Origin of the sequence: Methanosarcina barkeri 3 (assembly GCF_000970305.1) — an archaeon.
Classification (GTDB): Archaea; Halobacteriota; Methanosarcinia; order Methanosarcinales; family Methanosarcinaceae; genus Methanosarcina; species Methanosarcina barkeri_A.
Window position 1 is genome coordinate 970061 of the sequence record NZ_CP009517.1, and the last position, 22551, is coordinate 992611.

Genomic DNA, 22551 nt, shown 5'->3' on the forward strand with positions numbered 1-22551 from the left:
AAATTTTATTCAAAAGGAGCTTCAGGCTTAACATAAGAGCTGTCTCTCTCATCTGATAAATATTCCGAATGGCTGCTCCAAAAACAAAGATGCTCCTGCAATTAGAATTTCAAGATGCCTGTCTAGTGTTAAGTCAGGTCTCAATTGCCGGATAAAGATATAGGAGACACAAGTCAGGCCAACTTTGGAAAACAAGCAATGTCACTTTTTAAAAACATAAAAAAGTTTTTAACGGTTATGGTTTTCAAAATTCACGCCATAACCTTTTTTCCTTGTTAGCAGAAAGTCGCTGTTATTCCATTAAGGCAGGAAATAAGAACAAGAAGTCGTCCCTCCCGTTCCTGTTTATTTCTCTCTTTTCTGTTATTCCTTCCTTTTCTGTTTGTTCCTCTCTTTTCTGTTATTCCTTCCTTTTCTGTTTGTTCCTCTCTTTTCTGTTATTCCTTCCTTTTCTGTTTGTTCCTCTCTTTTCTGTTATTCCTTCCTTTTCATTTTATTCGTACCTTAATGCATCCACAGGCTTTAGTTTTGAGGCCCTGTACGCTGGTACTACTCCGGAGACCACACCTATCAAAACTGCAAGAGAAAGACCTTCAAGCATCAAAGAAAAGCTTACTCCACCACCTCCTCCAGCCATATCGCCTCCTACCATCATTTGAAGACCAGATGAAACAAAGGATCCCAGAATAATTCCGAGGATACCACCAACAAGACCCACCATTGCAGAATTGAAAAGGAAAATCATAAGGATATCCCGATTTTTCGCTCCAATGGCTTTCATAGTTCCTATTTCCTTTGTCTTTTCAAGGACCGAGGTAAACATGGTATTTGCAATCCCGACAGCTCCTACAAGCAGAGATACAGCTGCGATAGCTCCAAGGAAGAGAGTCATTGAACTCATCATTTCAGTAACCGAATCCGCCAACGATTTTGACGCTGTTACGGAAAAGTCTCTATCATCTTCCTTATTAATGTGCCTTGAGACCATAAGCTTTTTTTCGACTTCTGTAGTCAATTCCTCTACCTGATCTTCACTCTTGGCTTTTACAGATATGCTATCATAAACATCTCTTTTCGCATCCGTAACAAGGTCCACTGCTCCATCTATTGGCATGTAGATCCTTGAGTCGCCCCCCATGCCTTCTTCTTCCAGGATTCCAACAACGCGCACTGCTTTGCCGTTTACGGTTATTACCTGGTTAACCCCGATATTCTGGTCATAAATTTCGCTGGCAACACTACTTCCTATGACTGCAACATTCTTATCAGCTGGTTCAAGTAATCTTCCTGATTGCGTTTTCAGGGTAGTCATATATCTCCAGACTTGAGGATCAACACCTGTGATTGGAAGGGTCGCGTTTTGTCCTACATATTTGACTTCTTCTCTGCCTGAAATTTCTCCTTCAATATATTGTATACTATCCAGGCCTCGAAGCGCGTTAATATCATCTTTCGTTAATTCTGCATCTGTTGATACACCCCCCCCCATACCAGGGCCACGCATGTTGGATGATGCCTTAGTATACCCTGGGCTTATTGTTATCGTTGTCAGATCCAGATCGGATAGCTTACTCTGTACGTTTGCCTGCATAGCATCTCCCAGAGAGATGATTCCAACTACAGATCCCACTCCTATAACTATCCCGATAATGGTCAGCCAGCTTCGCAGTTTACTATGCAAAAGCATGTTTAGACCCATTTTCAGATAGGTCGAGTTTCTCATCTTGCATCCTTCCGTTATTTTTTCTTAAGTCTTTTTATCGCACCTTACTTGGCTGCTGAGAACCAACCGTTGACCCGCAACCGTTGCGCCGGTTGATCACGCCGTCGCGATGTTTTAGATTTAGCAGTGATTTTCGCTCAAGCCTTTTTTGAAAAGGCTTGTGATCACGCCTATAGGGTTTGGGGCTAAGTTTTTTCAAATTCAAACGTTACTGAGGTTTTCACTCAAGCCTTTTTTAAAAAGGCTTGTGATCACGCCTATAGGGATTGGGGCTAAGGCTCTCAAATCCAAATGTTAACTCGTCGTTTTCGCTCAAGCCTTTTATTAAAAGGCTTGCGGGCAAGCAGTTTTTTAAAAAGGCTTATTTTTCATCCTACGTCTTCTGTTTGTTAGTGATGTTATTTTTTATGATGCTGCCTTGTTCGGACCTTTGGGTTTTCAGGCTTTGTTCTCGGATTACTTATTTTTTCTTTTCTGCAGTTTTTCCTGGATTTTCTTTCTGTATACGAATAACCCTCCTGCAAGTGCTAGTATCACAATATAGGATAGGTGTGCCCCAAATCCATTACTCTTGTTGCCTGACCCTCTTGATCCCTGTGCGGTCATATTTTCTGATGTTGTAGTTTCGAGATTAACTTCTTTAGTAACGGTTTCCCTTTCCCCTTTTGCATCCGTGTACTCAATCTGGACCTTCAGTGGATCGGAGGAACCTATAGAATTTGAGCTTGCGTCGTTATCACCAGCTTGCGAAGAATCTGGAGGAGTTCCCGGGCCATCTCCGGTTGTGTTTCCTCCTGCACCACCCTGTGAATTTGAAACATCAAACGAAGCAATTGTGTAATCTCCTTTCTCCAGATTTCCTACAATTGTTGACGAACTTCCTGAGATTTTGTACCCATCTTGATCTGGAATGGATACTTTTACGGCATATGCTATGTTATTGCCTACATTTGCAACTGAAAAGGAAGTCTCTCCAGCACTACTTTCCGAAAATGAAACATCGAAATCCGTTGTTCCTCCTACAAAAAGTCCTGCTGTAGTCTGAATATTTTTCGAATTGGAGTCCGAGTTTTCATACGAGAGGTTAACATTCAAGGTATAAAGTCCTGGAGTAGCGCTTACATCTGCCATTACGGTATAGTCGACTTTTACGGATTGACCCGCTTCCAGATACTTAATATGTTTTGTGTTGTCGGAGTATACAGGTAAAACCACTCCTTTCGGATCATTCCATGAGAAAACCAGGTTTTTCAGCGGGGAAGTTCCCGTGTTTGTCACAATAAATTCAAGAGGTTCTTCCTTTGCGATATCAATATCAGCCTTACTTACGGTTACAACCTGAGCATATTCTTTACCTTGAACCTCTAACTGAATTGTTTTTGTTGTTGTGTAAGTCCTTTCTGAAGATCTGGACCCACTCTTATAAGTGGTGACAATATCAAGATCATAAGTGCCTTCCGACGCGTTGGCATCGGTCATGAGTTTGAATTTCAGGACTCCAGCATCATCATCATCCTGTCTCGCATTTAGATAAGAGATGCTCTTTTCAAGGTCTTCTCCGGAAAGTTTACTGAAAGGATATTCCGGATTGAGTGCAACCTTTATGTCTTTGAGGTCATTGTTCCCTATATTCTGCACACTGAGAGTAAGTTCAACAGGTTCTCCAGGTCGCGCAGCGTCAGGGCTTTGATTAGTTACACTTACCTGTACAGCTGCAGAATTTATATTTCCGTTTGATGCACTAAGTGTTGTTCCGGATCTAACCGTATTCGATTTTTGATTAGTTACGTTTTCCTGCACAGATGAAGAACTTATATTCCCATTTGATGCGTTAAGTGATGTGTCAGCTCCCAGGTATATACCAGAGCTTTGGTTAGTTAAATTTGTCTGCATAGACGAGGAATTTGTATCAACATTTGCTGCGCCGAGTGCTGTTCCGACTCCAAGGCATATAAATGCAGAAGAGAACAACAGCATTAATGTTATCAAAGAGAGCTTTTTCATTTTAATTCCTCATGTTCATTTTTCTGACATTCATTTTTCTGACATTTTTCAATTTTTTCGATTTCACCATCTCTAATATACACTACTCTTGTTGCATATCTTACAAGCTCGATGTCATGAGTAACAATGATGATAGTCTTGCCTTCTCTTGCATGCAGCTCGTCCAGAAAATCCAGAATGTAGTCCCCTGTCTTGGTGTCCAGATTTCCTGTAGGCTCATCTGCAAGGATTATAGGCGGGTTTACAGCTAGGGAACGAGCTATTGCAACTCTCTGCCTCTGGCCTCCTGAAAGCTGGGAAGGAAGATTTCCTTTTTTATTTGAGAGTCCGACAATATCAAGCAAATAAGAGGCTTTTTGTCGGGCTATTTGTCGATTTTCTTCCTGGAATTCCATAGGTAAAAGCACGTTTTCTTCCGTGCTCAGAGTGGGAAGGAGGTTGAAACTCTGGAATATGAAACCAATCATTTTTCCTCGGATTATGGCAAGTTCAGATTCGTCAAGCTCTGAGATGTCTTTTGAGTTCAGGGAAACAGTGCCTTTTGATGGTATATCCAGGCAGCCCAGCAGGTTCATCATTGTACTCTTCCCACTTCCGCTAGGCCCGAGAATAATCAGAAATTCCCCTTCGTAAATTTCCAGGTTTATTCCTTTCAGGGCTGCAAACTCGACCTCCCCCATCTGATAGATTTTCCAGACATCGGTCAGTTTGATAAGAGGCTCGTCTTTATTTTTTGATATCTTTATACCATTAGAGCTTTCAGCAGAATTATTTCCGGAATTATTTCCAGAATTAAGATATGGGTTATTTTTCAGATTCTCCTCCAAAGTATTTCCCTCGGAATCATTTTGAGATTCATCATAGAAACTCGCCTTTTTTTCGAGTGAGTCTATAAATTTCGAGGGGCTAAGCTTTGTTTTAAAAGAATCTAGTATTTCACTAAGTGTCATACTTACCCTCTAAAAGCTTAGTCATGTCTGAGATAAGCTTTTTTAATGAACATAAATCCAATTATATTTTTATGCATATTATATTGCTTTCGTTAACAGTCTTGTGGTATGGTCTGAACATCTTTTATGAGATATTAGATGGAAGATATTTGATCTGCAGTTTCAGACCCTGTGGCTGTTTTTAAAGACTCTTTATATTCTTTGAAAATTTTATAGACCCTGAGAAGCAGGAACCCGGAAAGCAGAAACGCCAGAAAGTCCGATACCGGAAAAGCCGCCCAAACTCCGTTGAGTTGATAGAACCTGGGAAGGAGGGTAACAAGAGGGATAAGGAAAAGAAGCTGCCGGCTAATTGAAAGAAGGAAGGCTGGCCTGGCTTTTCCTAAGGCCTGGAACAGGATTGATGTGATAACGTTCATACCTACCAGAGGCATCCCCAGAAGCATTATCGTTATAGCATTTTCTCCAATCTCCAGATACTGCGGATCTGCACTGAATAATCCGAGAATTTGTTCTTTGAAAAGTAAAATGATCAGCAGGCCAAGGATCCCAATAGCCGTTGTTGCTGCAAGCGATAATTTCACAGCCTCTGCTATTCTGCCATATTTTTTTGCTCCGTAATTAAACCCGACAATCGGCTGCAAGCCAAAGCCCATACCCAGGAGGGACATGAAAATGAAAGAGTTAACCTTTATTATTACACCAAAAACGGCAATTGCGCCATCTCCTCCATAAGTTGCAAGTGCATTAAACACGAAAATCATCATGAAACTGCTAGAGCACTGCATTACAAAAGACCCAATGCCTATGGCCACAATTTCCTTAACAATTTCCAAATCGGGTTTCAAGGTTTCTGACCTGAAACGAACAGCTCCTTTTCCTTTGAGGTAGTACAACAGGAGCCAGACCGAAGCTATGGCCTGTGATATTACAGTTGCAATTGCAGCTCCTTTTACACCCATTCCGAAACCAAACATAAAAAACGGGTCAAGGAAGATATTAAGGCCGCCTCCTACAAGCATGGCATTCATTGCAAGGCGAGCATTTCCTTCAGATCGGACAATATTTTGGACAGCCACCCCAAAGACAAAGACAGTCCCTCCCAGTATTATATATTTAAGGTAATCTATGGCATAGGGCAGGACTCCAGCAGTTGCTCCGAAAACCTTCAAAATCGGATTAAGATACAAAAGGCAGGGAATGGCTATAAGTACGCTTAATATCAAACTTAGGGAAAAAACATTTCCAAGTGTTCTTTCGGCTTTTTCATTTTCTCGAGCTCCAAGGGCACGTGAAATTATGGAAGAACCTCCTGTTCCGAGCATAATTCCAAAAGCCATCACCATCATCTGGATCGGAAAAGCTATTGAAAGTCCGCCTATAGCCTGGACGTCATCTGCTCCGTAGACCATTCCCACGAAAAAGGTATCCACTACGTTATAAATAGCCTGAACCAGCATTCCGATAACAATAGGAGTTGAAAGCTTAAACAGGAGCTTCCTTATGTTCTCTGTACCAAGAAAAGCACTTTTTTCATCCATATTTTAATCTCCATCGTCTTTACCTTGATCGTTTTTTACCTCAATCGTCTGACCTATCCGATGGAGGCTCAAACCCAGGCTCAAAAAGTTTAATCACAGCTTTATGAATTAGAAGCCTGAAAATTTCTTTTTCTTCAAAGGTAAAACCCGAAAAGAGAATATCTGTAAAAGCAGTCAACTTCTTAAAGATTATATCTCTCATTTCCTTTCCTTTATCAGTCAGGTAAACCCTGTAAGCTCGAAGGTCGGTTTCGTCTCTTTCCCTGTAAACATAACCTTCTTCTTCCAGACTCTGAATTGCTCTGGCACTTGTTGCTTTGCTAACCTTCAGTTCCTTTGCAAGAGTTTCCTGGGATACTCCGTCTTTGTAGTATAATAATAGTAAAAACTCAAACTGTCCGCTTCCGACCCTGTAAGCTTCAAGTTCCTTTACCATGTACGCCAGATGGCTCCTGTAGATGTAGGCAATAGGGCCTAATATTTCTCTTGGGTCTGTTTCTCTTAAGTTTCCTTTTCTTTGGTCTTCCATAATTTTATCCTTCACATTTTATGAGCTGGACGGCTTGTTTTTTAAATAAACTATTATAAAAATCGTTACAAATGGAACTGGTCCGACCTCTATAGGCTTGTGATGTATATAATAGTTCCGAATGAAACTAAACTTAAATGCAAAATAACTGACCAATGCTTCGATTCCAAAATTAGTTTCTTATTTTTTGGAAAAAATCCATGATCTTCGGGTCTATTAAAAAAGTCAAGTTTAAGAACCTACTTCAGAATTGCAGTATTAGTTTCGTAGGAATTCGTGCTTTCGAACCGCACCCCTCGAACTAAGTTTCTTAATATATTAACTTTAAATTCAATACTTCTTTACAGAAAAAATTTATATTAAAGTTTATAATAAGTTAATAAAGGCTATTCATTTGCAATCTCGAGATGCAAGGATTGCCAATAAGGTCAAAGGCTCTAGGTTGAGGCCTGATTTCGTAGGAGTTCCTGGGTTCAAATTTGATTCCTTGTATAATTAGGGCTTAATCCGGTCTTTTATTTTGTTTCCGGCAGTGAGGGACATATTGAGAATAAGAGAGCAGCGCATTGGTGAGTTGCTATCGTGAATTTATATATCTTCATAATATCAGACAATCTCACTGGTTCGATTGTCGCCCTATAATGACAACTCCACTTCGATGAATTTAGGTTTGTAATGAATTTGCCCATATCCAATACATTGTGGAAATGTTAACCCTGATTCAGTTTGCCTTCCCAAACAACATATTCCAAAAATCTGGAAGTTTTAAAATGCCCAGCCAACTAGCCTCTTTCAAAAGCTCAAAAGGTGAAGCCGAGTATATATTGGATTATGATGCTGTCCTGAAACTTTGGCCGGTACCTTTTGAAGAGAATGACATAATAACCCATTTCGGAACTACCCATGTCATTGCGAGCGGATCGAAAGAATCTCCGTCATTGATTTTGCTGCATGCTACTGGCACAAGTTCCACGATGTGGTTCCCAAACATCGGCGCTTTAAGCAGCACCTTTCGTGTTTATGCTATCGATATCATTGGTGAACCGGGAAAAAGCCATCAGTCCACTTTACTCCGAAATAGAGAGGATTGTGCTAATTGGCTGGGTGATGTAATGCAGGGACTAGGTTTAGAGAGAACGAATATTATTGGATTATCTTATGGAGGGTGGCATACGCTCAACTTTTCTTTATTTTTCCCGGATAGAATTAACAAAATTGTTGCTCTTGCGCCTGGAGCTTCAATTCTACCATTCAGCTGGCCTGTGCTTTTGTTGCTCCGTTCGCTCCCCTATTTACCCATCAAACCTAACCCGTTCAGGAGTTTCTTTAACAAGGGTTTTCACCCAAATAAATTGTTTGCCAGGCAATTCGCAAGTGGTGTAAAACATTATCGCTACCCTACCCCTAATGAAAGCATTTTCACCAACGTGTTCAGTGAGGTTGAGCTAAGAGGAATCAATGTTCCAACACTTTTTATTGTCGGCGAAAATGAGGTTATTTATGATCCTCTCGCTGCTATCGAGAAGGTCAATCAATTGATACCAAATGTAGAAACAAAACTGGTCCCGAATGCAAGTCATTTTGTCTCTATGGAACAGCCTGCTCTGGTAAATAATCATATTTTAAAATTTCTGGGATAACAAGACCTTTTATTTCAGTCGAATACCCCGTTAGCTTGCTGCGGGGATAGGAAACTTCCCCAGTAACCGTTGATGACTATATAATTTGTCAATTCCATTTTTCGGTTGTTAACTTCTGCTCAAACTAAGTTGTTTAGGGTTATTATTTTCTCTGACACAATTTGGAGCAGTGGCGCGAACATAATCCTTGCTTGCAGCAGGGTGCGCCAGCGTAACTTTTATCCTAAGGGTAACTATTTATTTACAGGCTTTTATATTAAAATGAATTTCTTTAAGGTGAAAAGAATGGGAAGAAAAGATCTGATCCAGGATCAGCAGCAGATAGAAGAGATTCTCTCAAAGGCAAAGTTCCTTCGTCTCGCTCTCTCGGACTCGGACCAGCCCTACATTATCCCTATGGCTTTCGGATACAAAGATAACAAAATTTATCTCCACTGTTCCAGCGAAGGCAAGAAGATAGGCATCCTTAACAGGAACCCTAGAGTCGCTTTCGAAGCCGATGCCGAGGCTGAAATCGTCACTGCCGAAGATATATGCAAATACAACGTCCGCTACCGAAGTGTTGTAGGGAATGGACAAGCACGGTTTGTTGAAGATTATAATGAAAAAGTAGAAGGGCTTACTATCCTTTCCGAGCACTACGGGAAAAAAGGACCTTTTGAGTTTGAAGAATGGAAAGTTAACAGGCTGTGTGTAATTAAGATTGAGATTGAAGAAATGACAGGAAAGCAGCATGGATTTTGAGGGGAGAATCATAGCTGCGAAATTTTTAAAGGAACTTTAAATTAGATAATAAGCAAAAGCACTTAAAACCAGCCTGATTAAAGAAAAAACAATCGAAATCATTGAAAAGGCAACAAGATATACGTTTAGAGTCAGTATCTCCGCAAAAAGGCCGGAAAAATCAGCATTGAAAACAAAGGCAACAAAATTTATCAGCAAAATGAAAAAGAATATGGTTACAAAACCCCTGCCTGCTCCTTTAAGGTCTTCTTTGCTCAGGGCTATATGTGAAGAGATTGCAATAGCCAGGGCAAAATAAATCCAGAAATTGAGAGAAAACAGGTTTTCTAACGAAAATATGCTTTGAAAGAGGCCTGCAGTAAGAGCGAAGATTTTTGTCAAAATATACTGGTCAGGCTGGACGGGTTCAAGGGTAAGGTAGTCGGCAACCCTTGCAAAGGAATCCGGTAGCAACAAGTGCATTCCAATGATAAGAGCTGCTGTGCCGCTGAAGATCGGGCCCATGCCTATGAAAAAGTTTCCTATATTCTGGTAGAGGCTTTTTGGGTTCCAGCTGTGATTTACATATCCAAGGGTTCCGTCTTTTTCCTTGCGGGAAAACAGCTTGAGTTTAGTTATTTTGTGCCTGAACACATAGCACATCAGCAGGTGGCCAAGTTCGTGAATAGGAGTACCTATCCAGGCTGTAACCAGAATTCCTTTCCTGCCAAAAGTCCTCTGGACGTAAAAGTTAGCTCGATTCTCAAGAAGGCCAAGTACTATTCCTACAAGAATCAGAGAACCTGTGACATAGAAGGTCTCAAACAGGCTTAACCGAAAAACAGTGAATATCTCGTTTTCCAACTTCCAACTCCTTCAGTGTGTTAATTAAAAAACTTCAGGCCTCCGATTAAGTCAGGAATTAAATCCAGCAAGGTCATTTTCTCAATATAAAGTACTGAAGAAATATAACCTTCATGCTAGTACCAGACAATTTCAGGAAAAAACCTAAGGATAAGAGTTTGAAAGGATAAAATCTAAAAAGAGCCTGAAAGAAGCTTCAAAATGTCCAGAAAGAGGATAAAAACGTTTTAAAGAGATTAAAACCTGTAAAATGCCTTATAATGCCTAAAAACCTGAAAAAGCCTGAAAAAAGGTCTGTAAACATATAAAGGCCGGGAAATGACTCTTTTGTCTCAAAAAACGCCAATCTTTAAATATTTAATTAAATTTAAATATCTTCCGGACCTGCAAGATCAAACCAGACCGGATTTTTGTCTTCAGGGTCGCAGTTATAGTTTATTGTGATTTCTTCGTCTTCCTTAATATCTCTTATACAGACGTATTTTAAAAGTTTGTTATCGAAATCTTTGTAGTACCTTGCATTCGGAGTGTACGAGTGGTTATAAAGGGAGCCATAGCCCAGCGCGATAGCTGCATCTTTTGAGTCGGGACCCCACGCAAAGTAATAATTGTAGAGCTGGGTAAGCTCAAGTGCGTCTATTTCTTCAGTGGGTAAAACTATGACAGGACAGATTTCTATTACCTCACCTGTTTTGAAATTTCGCTGTGCAAATATACCTCTCCCTCTCCCAGGTGAGTCTTTAACAGTTATGAACAACATATGACCATGTCCCTGCAAAATTAGAAAAATATCGGAAACTGTATTATTATTTGAGAAAACATATAACTTATAGGTTTCCCTTCAAACTTTTAATTCAATGCCTGACCAGATTAGAGATTTCCCGAGCCATCTTCACGGCGTACAATTTCGTTTTCGGATGCAGGGATTTTGGACGTAGAAATTTCACCTGCACTCCTGAGAAATCTGTAGTATCCAAAGCCTATCAAAAAGATCGGATAAGCTATTTTCCAGGTAAACCCTGAGACTAAAAAACTCAGGGACACGAGTGAAAGAGTCGAAAAAATCCATTTCTTCCAGCCGTTTTCGGTTTTCCAGTAGGCAATTATAATAAAGGCGTAGAGGAAAACAAAGTTCTGGTTTACAAGCATCATCATAGCTGACACGGGAATTTTGAGTAGATAACTTCCGAGAATCAGGAAAATCGAAAGTACATACAGCCCAACCAGGCTGGGCACAGGAATATTCCTTTTTGAAAGCTTTCCGAATACCTCAGGAAAAATTCCTGTCCTGCCTCCGGCATAAAGCAGGCGACTTGCAGTAAAGTCCCATGAACAGGCATTTGCTGCAATAACTATTATCATGAGCCAGATCAGCAGTTTTCCTCCCGGCGTAAAAAGCACAAGGCCGGAAAGCCCTGCTGCCCCCTGAAGGGAAGCGCCTGAAACACTGGCTCCCGTGCTGATTAAGGCAAGTACGAGGTAGGTTGAGGTCACAAGGGCAAAACTCAGCCAGTAAAGTCGAGGTACGTTTTTTTCAGGATCTTTTATTTCTCCCAGGGAAAAAGAAAGGTTTTCCCAACCAAGAAAAGCCCAGAAAAGGAGAGCTGCAACTTTCCAGGTGTTATGCAGGTCTATATGCACGTTACCACTAAAAGCTTCGCTAGCAATCCCGAAACCTGCGTTCAGGAAATCAAGGTTAAAGACAATAAGCAGGCCTATTAGCAGGAAAAGGACAGCCAGAGCTGCGTAATTAATCAGAGAGATAACCTTCATCCCTGCCAGGTTCGAAAGAAACATCAGGGTTACAAGCAGGATTGCAAAAAGGGCTGCTCCTGCCTCAGACAGCTGGAAAAGCTGCTTCATATACTCGCTGCCTATAAGGGCAACCGCAGGAAGCCCGAAAAAGAAAGAACCTCCCACAAGGTAGGAAACCGCATATCCTCCCCAGGGCCCAACAGCCTTTTCAGCATAACCTGCAAGTCCGGCTGTTGAAGGAAATTTAAGGCCAAGGCTGGAGCAGACTTCGATAAGAGGGACTGCGACAATTGCTATAAGGAACCAGCCAAGGATTGCTTCATAGACAGTGCCTGCATCAAGTGCCAAACCTGGCAGTGCAAGAATGCCTGTACCTATAAGCATGCAGATTGCAAGCCCCATACCCCGAGTGAAGGAAATCGTTTTCTTAAGTTCGGTCATTTTTATCTCTTAGGCTACCTGTAAAAGGTTCTGTATATTTATTTGTTCGCAAACAGGCTTTCAGATAATTAAAACACATACTAAATATATTTTTCTGAAATGGTAAGTAGAAGGAAAGAATCAAACATCGGAAAAAACAAAAATATGTCTAGGTGTACAAATTAGCGACAGCGAGTGCCACAGTCCCCTTTAATAAGCTCCTTAAAAACATAGGAATCAATCTCAAAAATCCAATAATTTCAGAGAATTTCGGTAAGCCTCTAATCTCAAGAAATTACTTATATATTATAAATCACCACAATAAATTGGGGTTTATCGAAATTCTCTTCAATGTCAAACGTCAGAATCTGTAATATCTGAAATATAAAATTTGAAAGAACAAATTTTCAAATTTTTCAATTTAATTTGGGAAAAGCCGGTCGTGGCTGCACGACCGGTGAGAGCCTGGGGTTCTAAAATCAGATTTATTCCAAGCAAAGGTTCTAAAATCAAATTTATTCCAAGCAAAGGTTCTAAAATCAAATTTATTCCAAGCAAAGGTTCAAAAACCAATCTATTTCCAGCAGGGATGCTGAAAAAGATTATTTCCGGTGAAATTCCTTTTATTCCTTCTTTTCCACGCAGATAAGCTCTTCTGCATACGGCAGAGTCTCTTTCATCCAGGTGCAAAACTCCCTCCACTCATCAAGCTTGTGATTGCGGCGCTGGAAGTAAATGTTTCTGAGCTCAGCGTAATTGGTTACGACAGTCCTTTTCTGCATAAATGCACTTGGCAGGTCCTGGACGAGTTCTCTGAAAATCGCTTTTCGGTACGCGTTGTCTTCTTCACTGTCTCCGTCGTGGGATTTGTATTCTTTGATAAGGTCGTTCAGGTGTCGGATCTGGTCATTTCTGTACTCTGTCAGGGTATCGAAAGAAAAATCATCAGGAGTAAGCTCTCTGCTTGTCAGTTTGTGCATCGTTGAAGTGGAGTTCTTTTCTGCGAATTTGTAGGTATCAAATTCCTTCCACCAGTAAATTGGGGCTGTAAGGTCAAAACAGACCGTAATGAACCTTAAAAACTTGCCGTGCTCATTCCCTGCAAGGGTCAGGCGCTGGGCCAGGTTCAGGTCTTTTTCTCCAAGCGTGCAGTTTCCTGCCTCATCAGGCTTACTGCTGTCCATTAGGTGCCAGGAGTTCATAGGGTTTCGCATGCCAAGAATTGCATAATAGATATTGTATGTACCGTGTAATTTCATTTCAATCATAAGAGCGCCTCTTACACCCATTAAGATAAGCAATTTATAAATCTGTTTGTTGCGAATGATTCAGCAATCGACGTTATAAATTATTCGTAAACTGTCCATTGTAAATAAACTAGCTCATGTCAACGAACTGATTTAATACAAGGCTAAACGGTTGTGAAAAAACTAACCTACATAAAAAACTGGAAAACTTAATCAAGGAGTTTAAGAAATAGCTTTCACTTTCTGAGGGGAAACTATTTAAGAAAAATAGGCACCTCTTAACCCATGCTCTATCCTTTCAAATATGACCTTTCTGCAACTTCCGGATATTTCTGTTTAACAATGAGTAGCAACGTTGCATATTATCAATACGAGCCTGTTGACCTCAATAAACTTGTAATCCCATTTAAGAAAAAGCCAGAAACCTCTTCATAAGTTATGTGACCTGACATACAAGATCTGACATACAAGATCTGACATACAAGATCTGACATACAAGATCTGACATACAAGATCTGACATACAAGATCTGACATACAAGATCTGACATACAAGATCTGACATACAAGATCTGACATATGAGATATGAGATACATCTCAAATTTGTCATTAATTTGACAATTGAAACACCAAAAATTTTTTAATTAAGATGTGCATTATTAATTAGGGAATGTAATGATTGATCCTATATTTTTAATGGAAATAGTTATTGCCTTGCTCGTTCTATCCCTTCTGGCACAAACCTTTAGCCATCATTTTCAGGTTCCTGTTATCATTTTTCTATTGATCGAAGGAGTAATAGTTGGGCCAGAAATTCTTAATCTACTAAATCCTGTTCTCTATATGGACGTGCTCAGTGCCATTGTAGCTATTTGTGTGTCTGTTATAGTCTTCGATGGAGGGCTCCAGGTTGACTTAAAACAACTCAGGGGGGTTCAGGAAAGCGTTCTTAAACTAAGCACTATTGGTGTTTTAATTACTTTTTTCGGGATTACCACACTTACATACTTTCTCATAAATGTTCCTCTTCAAATTGCTGCCCTTTTTGGAGCTCTGGTTACTGCAACCGGTCCCAGTGTTGTTGGTCCAATAATCCGGAATCTCCATGTTTCACATAAGGTTGGCAAGATCCTGGAACTTGAGAGTGTTTTAAACGATGCTGTAAGTGTGATCTTGACTGCGGTGGTTTTTGAGTTTATTGCAGCAGAGATTTCAAGAATAGGCGCGGTAGTCTTCATCCTTCAAAGGCTTGGAATTGGATTATTAATAGGAGTATTGAGCGGATTTGCACTCCACTGGTTTTTTACAACCCTCACGTCCATTAGCAGAAGGACTGCCAGGTTGATTACTCTTATCTCGATCTTCGCCTGCTATGTACTGTCAGAAATTATGGGCAATGAATCCGGAATCCTTGCACTGGCAGTTTTTGGAGTTATTATGGGAACTTTGGAATTTCCCTATAAAGAAATGATAAAGGAATTCAACTGTGACCTGGTAACTTTAATGATCTCTTTGATCTTTGTCCTGCTTGCAGCAATGATCAAGTTCTGGTATATCATGGATATCGGGATAAAAGGAATCTTGTTAGTTATACTTATAGCTCTATTAGTCCGCCCAATGTCGGTCTTTATCACAATGTGGAGTTCAAAACTCCGCACCAATGAAAAACTCTTCATATCATTCATGGGGCCAAGAGGAGTAGTTCCGGCTTCAATTGCAACTTATTTTGCAATCAAATTGGATGAAATGAAAGTGCCTGGAGGGCAAACGATTGTAGGTTTAGTCTTCCTGACAGTCATAGTGACTGTCTTCCTGACAGGAGGCATGTCAAAAAGAGTAGCTCAGATGCTGGAGGTAATTCCTATGGGGATTTTGATTATCGGAGGAGGAAAAGTAGGCCGGATTCTTGCTGAACGCTTTGATAAAAGAGGAGAAAATGTGACAGTTATAGATATCTCTGAAGAAGAATGTAACAAATGCATGGAATTAGGCATCAGGACTATACAGGGCAATGCAACAGATGTTAATACTCTTAAAAAGGCCGGAATTAAAAACACCAAGTATGCAGTTGTAACCACAAAAAAGGACGACACAAATCTCCTGTTTTGCCAGATTGCAAAGGCAAGATTTGGATTCAAAGGAGACCAGCTGGTCGCCAGAGTAAATAATATGGAAAATCTTAACGCTTTTTGGGACCTGGGAATCCTTGCTATGAGCCCAACCATGACAACTGCTGTGGTAATGGACAGTATGATTGGAAGAAATCACCTTTTCTCATTATGTGAAGTAGGAGGAGAAGGCAATGTTATGGAAATCAAAGTCACCAATCCAAAGGTCGTGGGAAAGGCCATAAGGGAAATTAATTTTCCGGAAAAAAGCCTTATGGTAATGGTAAGACGGGGGAACGAATCGATTATTGCGCATAATAGCCTGAAACTTGAATATAACGATATTGTAACGGTTATTGGAGAGCAAGGTACAAAAAAGAGTGTTTCTGATATACTATACAGGTAAGTTTGAGTACAGTTAAATTTAAGCACAGGTAAGTTTGAGTACAGGTAAGTTTAAAGCATATTTAAAAATAAGCCTATGAACTTATTTCCAAAAGGCAAATAGGACTTCTGAAGTTCAAATCTTTAATAGTTAAGTAGGGCTACTATTACGAAAAGTTTCAAAACTTTTCGTGGTAAAATCAAAGATGCGCTAGCGCATTATTTAGCAAGCTGTAGAGCACTTGGTTTAAACAAAAAATATTATTTAAATATTTTATTATATATCCCAAAAATCGTGCTTGACAGGTATTTCTGCTTTATATCCCACAAGTTGCTGGATATGAGAGGATCGATAGCTCGATTGTAAAAGACCTTTGATAGTCTTACACCTACCATATCGATGTACTTGTAAAATAGGTAGCTCAAAGGTATTATTAATAGTACGGACAGGAAACATGAAACAAAAACAGCTATCCAGTATGGTAATATCGGATGCAATGCAAGGAATAGTGCACAGGTGAAACTGCTTATTATCAGGAAATGTACCAGGTACAGTGAGTAAGATATTTTTCCAAGAAATACAGGCACTGGAGAGGAAAAGACTTTTTGCAGCCACTGGCTGTTCAATAAGACATACATTATCATAACGGCTCCCAGGATATGATATGTCAGTTTTGGGACCTCAAAGAGACCGTTATTAAGAAAACCGTATAATGAATCGTTTGTTACGGTGCCTACCGGATACGATCCGAGAAATAGCCCTGAAAATAGTATAACGAATAATATCATTTTGTTATCGGTTTTAAACACTGAAGCTTTACTGTTAAATATGTCTGCAAGCCCCATTCCTATTATAAAGGCAAAATAGTAAGAATTGAAGAAAAATACGGCTGCGGCAAGATAGAATGTCCAGCGGTTCCGTTGCACTCCGAATAGTAAAGCTAGTGCGAAAACAAGCATAGACCCATAAAATTCTACTGTCATTGTCCATAAAACCGGGTTATATGTGTCGCTTCCTGTAAAAAACGATCCCCACACCGCCTGCTTAATTGCATCAACAATATCCGGCGTAAATGTCCAATAACTGTCATAATTGTTATTTCCTGAGATCATTACGGCTTCAATATAATAACGGAATGCTCCGATTGATGCAAGTAAAAAGGATAGAACCGTTGCTGCCAGCACCGGAACAAACAGCCGGATATATCGGCGTACTGCACCGCTTATAATTATTTTTTTGTCTTTAGTTCTAAAGTATTTTTGGGTCAATACGTAACCACTTAGAACAAAGAAAATGCATACCGAAAAGTTTCCGGCGCCAATTAATCCTAAGGGCGTAGTCGAGAAAATCCGTTCAAGATTCCCCAGATGTGAAGGCATTCGATCACTATAAATAATCGCTGGGACCAATATAATGAAGAAATGCATTATCATCACGTTAATCGCAGCTATACCGCGTAGCCCATCAAGATAGTTGATCTTTTCAGTCATATTTATTACTCAAGGAAAATTATTGTTTAAACATGCTCTAGAAATCTCCACAAAACCAATATTTATTGACCGAATGTAATAAATGAGATCCAGGTCTAGCTTAATTGCGTAAGACCCATAATTGTTTATGGTGGATCCTTCTAGAACAACGAGAACTGCAGATGAAATAAGTCTTTCCATTTGTTCTAGTTCGTGTTTTAATGAGTCTGGCTTTAGAATCATATAGTTGCAATGAAAGAATGTTGAAAAGAAGTACTGGTGTTTAGTGCTGAATTCCAGATCAAAGCTTGCTGATTAGAAAAGACCCTTTTTCTTTATGTTTTTTATTCTTGAGTTTTTGCTCAGTTACGTCTATTTTCTAAGCTTACCTGTGTACAGGAAATAAAGACGATATCCCTTGAATAATATACACAGCTATATGAATACGCATACTGACGGCATAATTTTCATGCTAAATTAAGTGTACACAAAGCAGAAAATGAGCGTCAAAAGCGAATGTGTAACTACTCTTGGAAATATCAACTGATTATTAATGTACAAAAATTCAGAAGATTTGATAAAAATCAGGAAATTTGATAAAAATCAGGAAATTTGATAAAAATCAGGAAATTTGATAAAGTTCAGAAATTAAACAAAAAATTCCGAAAATGGATTCCTTCGAATCCAAACAATTTTGTCTATTTTTATGAATGCCATAAGCTTCAATCTTTCAGAATGGTACTTCCGTCATCACAGTTAGCTACGAACACCCCATTGTCCAGGATGCCACCGGGAACATTAATTATCCTGTCTTCTATCCAGATTCTGTAATTCTCAGAAATCAAACATCCAACTTCTTTTTGAAATATTGAAAAGTGTTTGAAGTAGTTCAGTTTTACAGTATCCGGGGTTTCCTCATATAGTCCGCATTCTTTAAACTTTTTGTTTATGTAGACATCGAATGTACCGTCATCGTGGAGAATAAAATGGGTTGTCTTGTTTGTGTATTTTCTGGGCATAGGGATCACATTTTTAGTACAATTGGTAACATAAATTCGTTTTCGATTCAAATAATTGGGTTTCGCTTTAATGCTGTTTTATTTTATACATAAAATATTTTTGTGTTTATTATTATTGTATTTTTAACAGCACCTATATCAGCAATAAGCCACAGTAATATAAGTCTTATCTTTGTAAATATAATTTTCACCCAAATTGCTGAAATAGATGTCCAAAAATAAAATGGATATTCAGAACATACTTTTTATTTCTATTCTAGTGGGACCACACTGTCAATCGGGCGAGATTTGGAAGATAAGAAATCCTTATCAATATGCCTTTATATCAAAATGAAAAATTTCAATCCTTGTGTTAGCGGATCTTGCTTACAAGTTCTTTTTTCACCAGGTTCTCTTCATTCTTAGTGATTCTTAATTTTCCAGCCTCTGTGAAGTTTATAACATTATTATAATATTTTTAAGTTAAAAAAAGATACCCTCTTGTATAAAACTTTTCTTCCTGTTGAATCCCAGAAACCAATTATGGATACATGAAAGCCAATTTTTCATATTCGGGTATCAGTAAGTTCTTAGTTTCCATGTAACCTGCCTGTTCATCAGATAGTTCCAGAAAAAGACAATTACTATCCCTATAAGGTTTGAAACCAGATAATAGATACCAAAGAAATTTGTCAGGAAATACAATATTCCTATATTAATTATAAGTCCTACAATTGAGATACACTGGAAAGAAAAAAATCTCTTAAATCTATTCTGTGTATATTTATCGACTTTATCCTTCAGTTTAAATGTCCAGTAATCATTCAGGAGAAAATTACTCAGGATAGATATTTCTATTGCTACTAAACTGGATATAATATAATAAAGGCCTATATACTCAGTAAATAAATATAGAGAACCAACATTGACCAGTACCCCGGATAATCCGACAAAGCAAAATTTTCCTATTTTTTCCCATTCGTTCCAGACATGGTTATTACGAAAAACAAGAGAATACTTAGCGATATTTAGAATTTGTTTTATATAGTCAGTTATGATGCAAAATGTGAGTTTACTTTCTCCGTTCTGCCGATCACTAAATGTAAATGGAATCTCGATAAATGAGTTCCACTTTCCCTTTCCGAGAACTTCCATAAGAATTTTATACCCGCGAGGATGAAGTTGAGCTCCGGAGATAACTTTCTTTTTTAGGGCAAAAAAGCCGCTTACAGGATCCGTAACTTCAGGAAATAGTATTCTTCCAAGTCCTGTTGCTCCAAGAGATAAAATCCGACGTTTAAGAGGCCATTGTTTGATACCTCCTCCGAGAGTATATCGACTTCCTATGACAATATCCGTTCCTTTTTTAATTTCTTCATAAAAACGAGGAATTAGTGCTGGAGGATGGGAAAAATCAGCGTCAATTACCAGAAAAGTGTTAGAATTTGCCTGCCTGAAGCCCTCAACTACGGACTGTGAAAGCCCATGGTCTGTGTGTCTTACAATAATTCTCAGATTATTGTATTTCAACATAAGTTCTTCGACAATTTTAATAGTTTTGTCTCGAGATTCGTCATCAACAATAAGAATCTCCCCACGAATCTTATTTAATGAAAGAGTTGAATTCACAGCCTCGATTATCCTGGCAATATTGATCTCTTCATTAAAGATGGGAATAATTACTGTTAGTTCATACATAGGATACATTTTAACTCCAACTTGTAAATTGAATCTAATAAGCGAAATAATAATCATGCATTTGTATAAAATTGCTAAAGAATCCCAATTAGATCACCAGATTGAAACTATTAGTCCAGAATACCATTAAAAAACCTTGGAGAAGAGCGAAAGACAGAGTAACAAGGTCTTCTGAAACGCGGTTTTTAGTAATATTCGCAAAAAGGATATAAATAGGAAAAATTACAAGAATAAACCTGGGCATGGACTGAATTCCCGTACAAAGTGGGACGAAAACAGAATATATACAAAATAACCAGTAAGAAAATCGGATTTTTCTGTAAAATAATATAAAAATAGATATAGCAATGATAGCAAAAACAGCCTCAAAGGTTGTGTAAATATCCCCATGATACCCGTTAATTAGAATCTCCAGAGGATTTCCAAAATGTCTTTGCCACATCACCTGAGAGTGTGCAAAAGCCATGAAATCTCCAGTCAGGTGATAATTAAAGATCATGAAAGAAAATGTGCCCAGAGGAATTAAAAAGAGATAAAACAGGGGAAGTATTTTGTTTAGGGAGTTTTTAAGGCTTTTTAAGTTTACATCTTTTCTTATCAAAGGCATAAGACCTTCGTAAAGCAAAGGTAAAACGACAAGAACACCAGTAGACCTTGTTAAGGATAAAAAGAACCCTGCGACTCCAGCTAGATGCCATTTACCTGTTCTGGCGTAATAAAAACACATTAAAGTAAGAGTAAGGTACAGGGATTCTGTGAAAACTCCAGAAAGAATGAAAGAAACCGGAAAAAGAAGCAGATATTTTATTGACTTAATGGATATATCTTCATCATAATCAAGCCTTACAAGCCGGTAAAGATACACACAGGAAACTATTAAACAAAAATTTGATATTATCAAACCAGCAAGATAGTAATTCCCTGTAGCCAAGCCTAGAAATCTCATTATCAGTGGATACAGGGGAAAAAACGCAATATTAGTTTGCTGTGAAATTACCTGGTACATAGAACCTGGAGTATAGCCATGCTGAGAAATACCTATATACCAGCCTGTGTCCCAAACTCCCCATATATCCAGCCAGTGATATTTTGTCCAGATAGGCTGATTCGTCCCATATACTGATAAAACTTTACGAGATAGCACTCCGATGATGCTTAAAATTATTCGTGTACTGAAGAACATTAATAAGATATATTTTATTTCAGGAATGTGAGGTCTGTGTTTAGAAAATGAAATTGAGTTCATGTGATACTATTTCCTGTTTAATCCATAATTTGTTTTGCAATTGTTTTAACGCAAACAGTTTAGCTCAATAATATAGGCTCTCTTATATCCTGACTTCTGGATTAATAAATCTTCAACATTTAAGTGGTTTTTTGCTTTAAAGTAAAAGCAATAAACATGTAAGATCATAAAAAATTTATAAATGTATTGTCAGAACCTGTCAATACCTATTAAATATTCAATATTGCGATATAACTGGAAACTCAAAGTTCGTTTAATATGACTTTCTATTTTCATCAAATTATTAGTATATACTTTAGTTAATATACGTAGATCGGAATCAAAGGCAATAAATAAGGAATGCGTTAATAAAAATATTATATTAAATTTAATAGTATGAAATACTTTATGATCAATTCCGCCTCCTCTTATTATAGTTTTTTATATTTATATTTTTTGAAAATTATCACTATTTCTTCAAAGTGAGCATCCTACACTACAAATAGCTTTGAAAAGTGTTACCATTTTATTCAGTCAGGTAGGTTTGAGTTGACAGTTCAGACGTTATTGAGAAAGTTTGGCTTAAATTTGACTCTTTGGAGATTAGAATTTCCATAATATCTATGGACTTTTCCGCAAACTTTATAAATTTTTGAATACATATGTTTAACAAAGGATAATGAATAAAACACTAACATATCTTGTTATAAGGGATATTTCCTAACTCCTAAGTTTGTTTTTGTTTAACTCCAGGGATCTTACTTAAAAAACAAGCAAGCACACGAATACATTTAAATGAAAGGGACAGAATAATAACAGGTGGTATATTGGGGGAAACCATTGATTATTGTTATTATATAAAAATGCCTGGAAAACTCTTTGAGCCTAAGGATAGTATGGCCAAAATCAGTTTAAATAAGGAAGAGCAAAAAATCTTACAGGGTTTTGTGCACAACAAGGCTGAACAAAAAACCGGTTACTATGACCAGAAAATAGCTGAAATGAAACAGAAGTACGATATGGATTATTCAACTTTTCAGAATAAAATCTACTTTAGAGCAACAGAAATAGATCTTGAAGAATGGAACGATTTCGTGCTTTGGGGAAGTTATGTCAAAGCACAACGGTATTGGGCACAGTTTTGCTGAATGAAACCTCAACCAGTTAATTTATCATTTTCTCTCGGAATTAACGTGAAAAAAGAAGCTACGTCAGTCTTGTAGCCCTGACAAAGAATAATTTACAGGAAAGACCAGTATTTCAAATCAGTGT

General features: G+C 38.4%; 19 protein-coding genes. 6 read left to right on the top strand and 13 right to left on the bottom strand.

Annotation, left to right across the window (positions count from 1 at the left end):
* Positions 1–493: 493 nt before the first annotated feature.
* The 5 genes from MSBR3_RS03940 to MSBR3_RS03960 form a co-directional block, all read right to left on the bottom strand.
* Positions 494–1723 carry an ABC transporter permease gene (locus tag MSBR3_RS03940; RefSeq protein WP_048106582.1) on the bottom strand — a complete coding sequence of 410 codons (1230 nt, stop codon included), beginning with the start codon at positions 1721–1723 and terminating at the stop codon, positions 494–496.
* Positions 1724–2179: 456 nt separating this feature from the next.
* Positions 2180–3727 carry a COG1361 S-layer family protein gene (locus MSBR3_RS03945; RefSeq protein ID WP_230627763.1) on the bottom strand — a complete coding sequence of 516 codons (1548 nt, stop codon included), beginning with the start codon at positions 3725–3727 and terminating at the stop codon, positions 2180–2182.
* The gene (locus tag MSBR3_RS03950) at positions 3724–4677 is read right to left on the bottom strand and encodes an ABC transporter ATP-binding protein (RefSeq protein WP_048106583.1); all 954 of its coding nucleotides are present in this window, start codon (positions 4675–4677) and stop codon (positions 3724–3726) included. The genes MSBR3_RS03945 and MSBR3_RS03950 overlap by 4 nt, the downstream gene beginning before the upstream one ends.
* Positions 4678–4811: 134 nt before the next feature.
* The gene (locus MSBR3_RS03955) at positions 4812–6218 is read right to left on the bottom strand and encodes an MATE family efflux transporter (protein WP_048106585.1); all 1407 of its coding nucleotides are present in this window, start codon (positions 6216–6218) and stop codon (positions 4812–4814) included.
* A 40-nt stretch (positions 6219–6258) separates the two neighbouring features.
* On the bottom strand, positions 6259–6747 hold the full coding sequence (locus tag MSBR3_RS03960) for a MarR family winged helix-turn-helix transcriptional regulator (protein ID WP_048106586.1): 489 nt from the start codon (positions 6745–6747) through the stop codon (positions 6259–6261).
* 770 nt (positions 6748–7517) lie between these two features.
* Between MSBR3_RS03960 and MSBR3_RS03965 the strand changes: the two genes are divergently transcribed.
* Together MSBR3_RS03965 and MSBR3_RS03970 are read left to right on the top strand one after the other, a co-directional pair.
* The gene (locus MSBR3_RS03965) at positions 7518–8387 is read left to right on the top strand and encodes an alpha/beta fold hydrolase (RefSeq protein ID WP_048110011.1); all 870 of its coding nucleotides are present in this window, start codon (positions 7518–7520) and stop codon (positions 8385–8387) included.
* A 285-nt stretch (positions 8388–8672) separates the two neighbouring features.
* Positions 8673–9131: a pyridoxamine 5'-phosphate oxidase family protein gene (locus MSBR3_RS03970; RefSeq protein ID WP_048106587.1), complete on the top strand. Its 459-nt coding sequence runs from the start codon at positions 8673–8675 to the stop codon at positions 9129–9131.
* A 36-nt stretch (positions 9132–9167) separates the two neighbouring features.
* Here MSBR3_RS03970 and MSBR3_RS03975 read toward each other — a convergent pair whose 3' ends face one another.
* From MSBR3_RS03975 to MSBR3_RS03985, 3 genes are all read right to left on the bottom strand, one after another.
* The gene (locus MSBR3_RS03975; RefSeq protein WP_048106588.1) at positions 9168–9974 is read right to left on the bottom strand and encodes a hypothetical protein; all 807 of its coding nucleotides are present in this window, start codon (positions 9972–9974) and stop codon (positions 9168–9170) included.
* Positions 9975–10341: 367 nt separating this feature from the next.
* Positions 10342–10734, bottom strand: coding sequence for an SET domain-containing protein (locus MSBR3_RS03980; protein ID WP_048106590.1), 393 nt, complete (start codon positions 10732–10734; stop codon positions 10342–10344).
* Between the two features lie 110 nt (positions 10735–10844).
* Positions 10845–12170 carry an APC family permease gene (locus MSBR3_RS03985; RefSeq protein WP_230627765.1) on the bottom strand — a complete coding sequence of 442 codons (1326 nt, stop codon included), beginning with the start codon at positions 12168–12170 and terminating at the stop codon, positions 10845–10847.
* Positions 12171–12540: 370 nt separating this feature from the next.
* Between MSBR3_RS03985 and MSBR3_RS19990 the strand changes: the two genes are divergently transcribed.
* The gene (locus tag MSBR3_RS19990) at positions 12541–12798 is read left to right on the top strand and encodes a hypothetical protein (RefSeq protein WP_155396715.1); all 258 of its coding nucleotides are present in this window, start codon (positions 12541–12543) and stop codon (positions 12796–12798) included.
* Here the strand turns inward: MSBR3_RS19990 and MSBR3_RS03995 are convergent.
* On the bottom strand, positions 12773–13417 hold the full coding sequence (locus tag MSBR3_RS03995) for a hypothetical protein (protein ID WP_048106594.1): 645 nt from the start codon (positions 13415–13417) through the stop codon (positions 12773–12775). The two genes, MSBR3_RS19990 and MSBR3_RS03995, sit on opposite strands and share 26 nt — an antisense overlap.
* 264 nt (positions 13418–13681) lie before the next feature.
* Between MSBR3_RS03995 and MSBR3_RS19995 the strand changes: the two genes are divergently transcribed.
* Both MSBR3_RS19995 and MSBR3_RS04000 read left to right on the top strand, forming a co-directional pair.
* Positions 13682–13831 carry a hypothetical protein gene (locus MSBR3_RS19995; RefSeq protein ID WP_155396716.1) on the top strand — a complete coding sequence of 50 codons (150 nt, stop codon included), beginning with the start codon at positions 13682–13684 and terminating at the stop codon, positions 13829–13831.
* Positions 13832–14071: 240 nt separating this feature from the next.
* The gene (locus MSBR3_RS04000; protein WP_048106596.1) at positions 14072–15910 is read left to right on the top strand and encodes a cation:proton antiporter domain-containing protein; all 1839 of its coding nucleotides are present in this window, start codon (positions 14072–14074) and stop codon (positions 15908–15910) included.
* Positions 15911–16149: 239 nt separating this feature from the next.
* On the opposite strand, the gene MSBR3_RS04005 is transcribed toward MSBR3_RS04000, so the two are convergent.
* The 4 genes from MSBR3_RS04005 to MSBR3_RS04020 all read right to left on the bottom strand — a co-directional run bounded on the left by MSBR3_RS04005 (position 16150) and on the right by MSBR3_RS04020 (position 21198).
* Positions 16150–17379 carry an acyltransferase family protein gene (locus MSBR3_RS04005; RefSeq protein ID WP_048106598.1) on the bottom strand — a complete coding sequence of 410 codons (1230 nt, stop codon included), beginning with the start codon at positions 17377–17379 and terminating at the stop codon, positions 16150–16152.
* Positions 17380–18080: 701 nt separating this feature from the next.
* On the bottom strand, positions 18081–18377 hold the full coding sequence (locus tag MSBR3_RS04010) for a hypothetical protein (protein WP_048106600.1): 297 nt from the start codon (positions 18375–18377) through the stop codon (positions 18081–18083).
* A gap of 558 nt (positions 18378–18935) precedes the next feature.
* The gene (locus tag MSBR3_RS04015; RefSeq protein ID WP_052723270.1) at positions 18936–20063 is read right to left on the bottom strand and encodes a glycosyltransferase; all 1128 of its coding nucleotides are present in this window, start codon (positions 20061–20063) and stop codon (positions 18936–18938) included.
* A 79-nt stretch (positions 20064–20142) separates the two neighbouring features.
* Positions 20143–21198, bottom strand: a complete 1056-nt coding sequence (locus MSBR3_RS04020; protein ID WP_155396717.1) for a hypothetical protein — start codon at positions 21196–21198, stop codon at positions 20143–20145.
* 908 nt (positions 21199–22106) lie between these two features.
* Between MSBR3_RS04020 and MSBR3_RS04025 the strand changes: the two genes are divergently transcribed.
* Entirely contained in the window at positions 22107–22427 is a 321-nt protein-coding gene (locus MSBR3_RS04025) for a hypothetical protein (RefSeq protein ID WP_048106604.1), read from the top strand.
* Positions 22428–22551 lie beyond the last annotated feature (124 nt).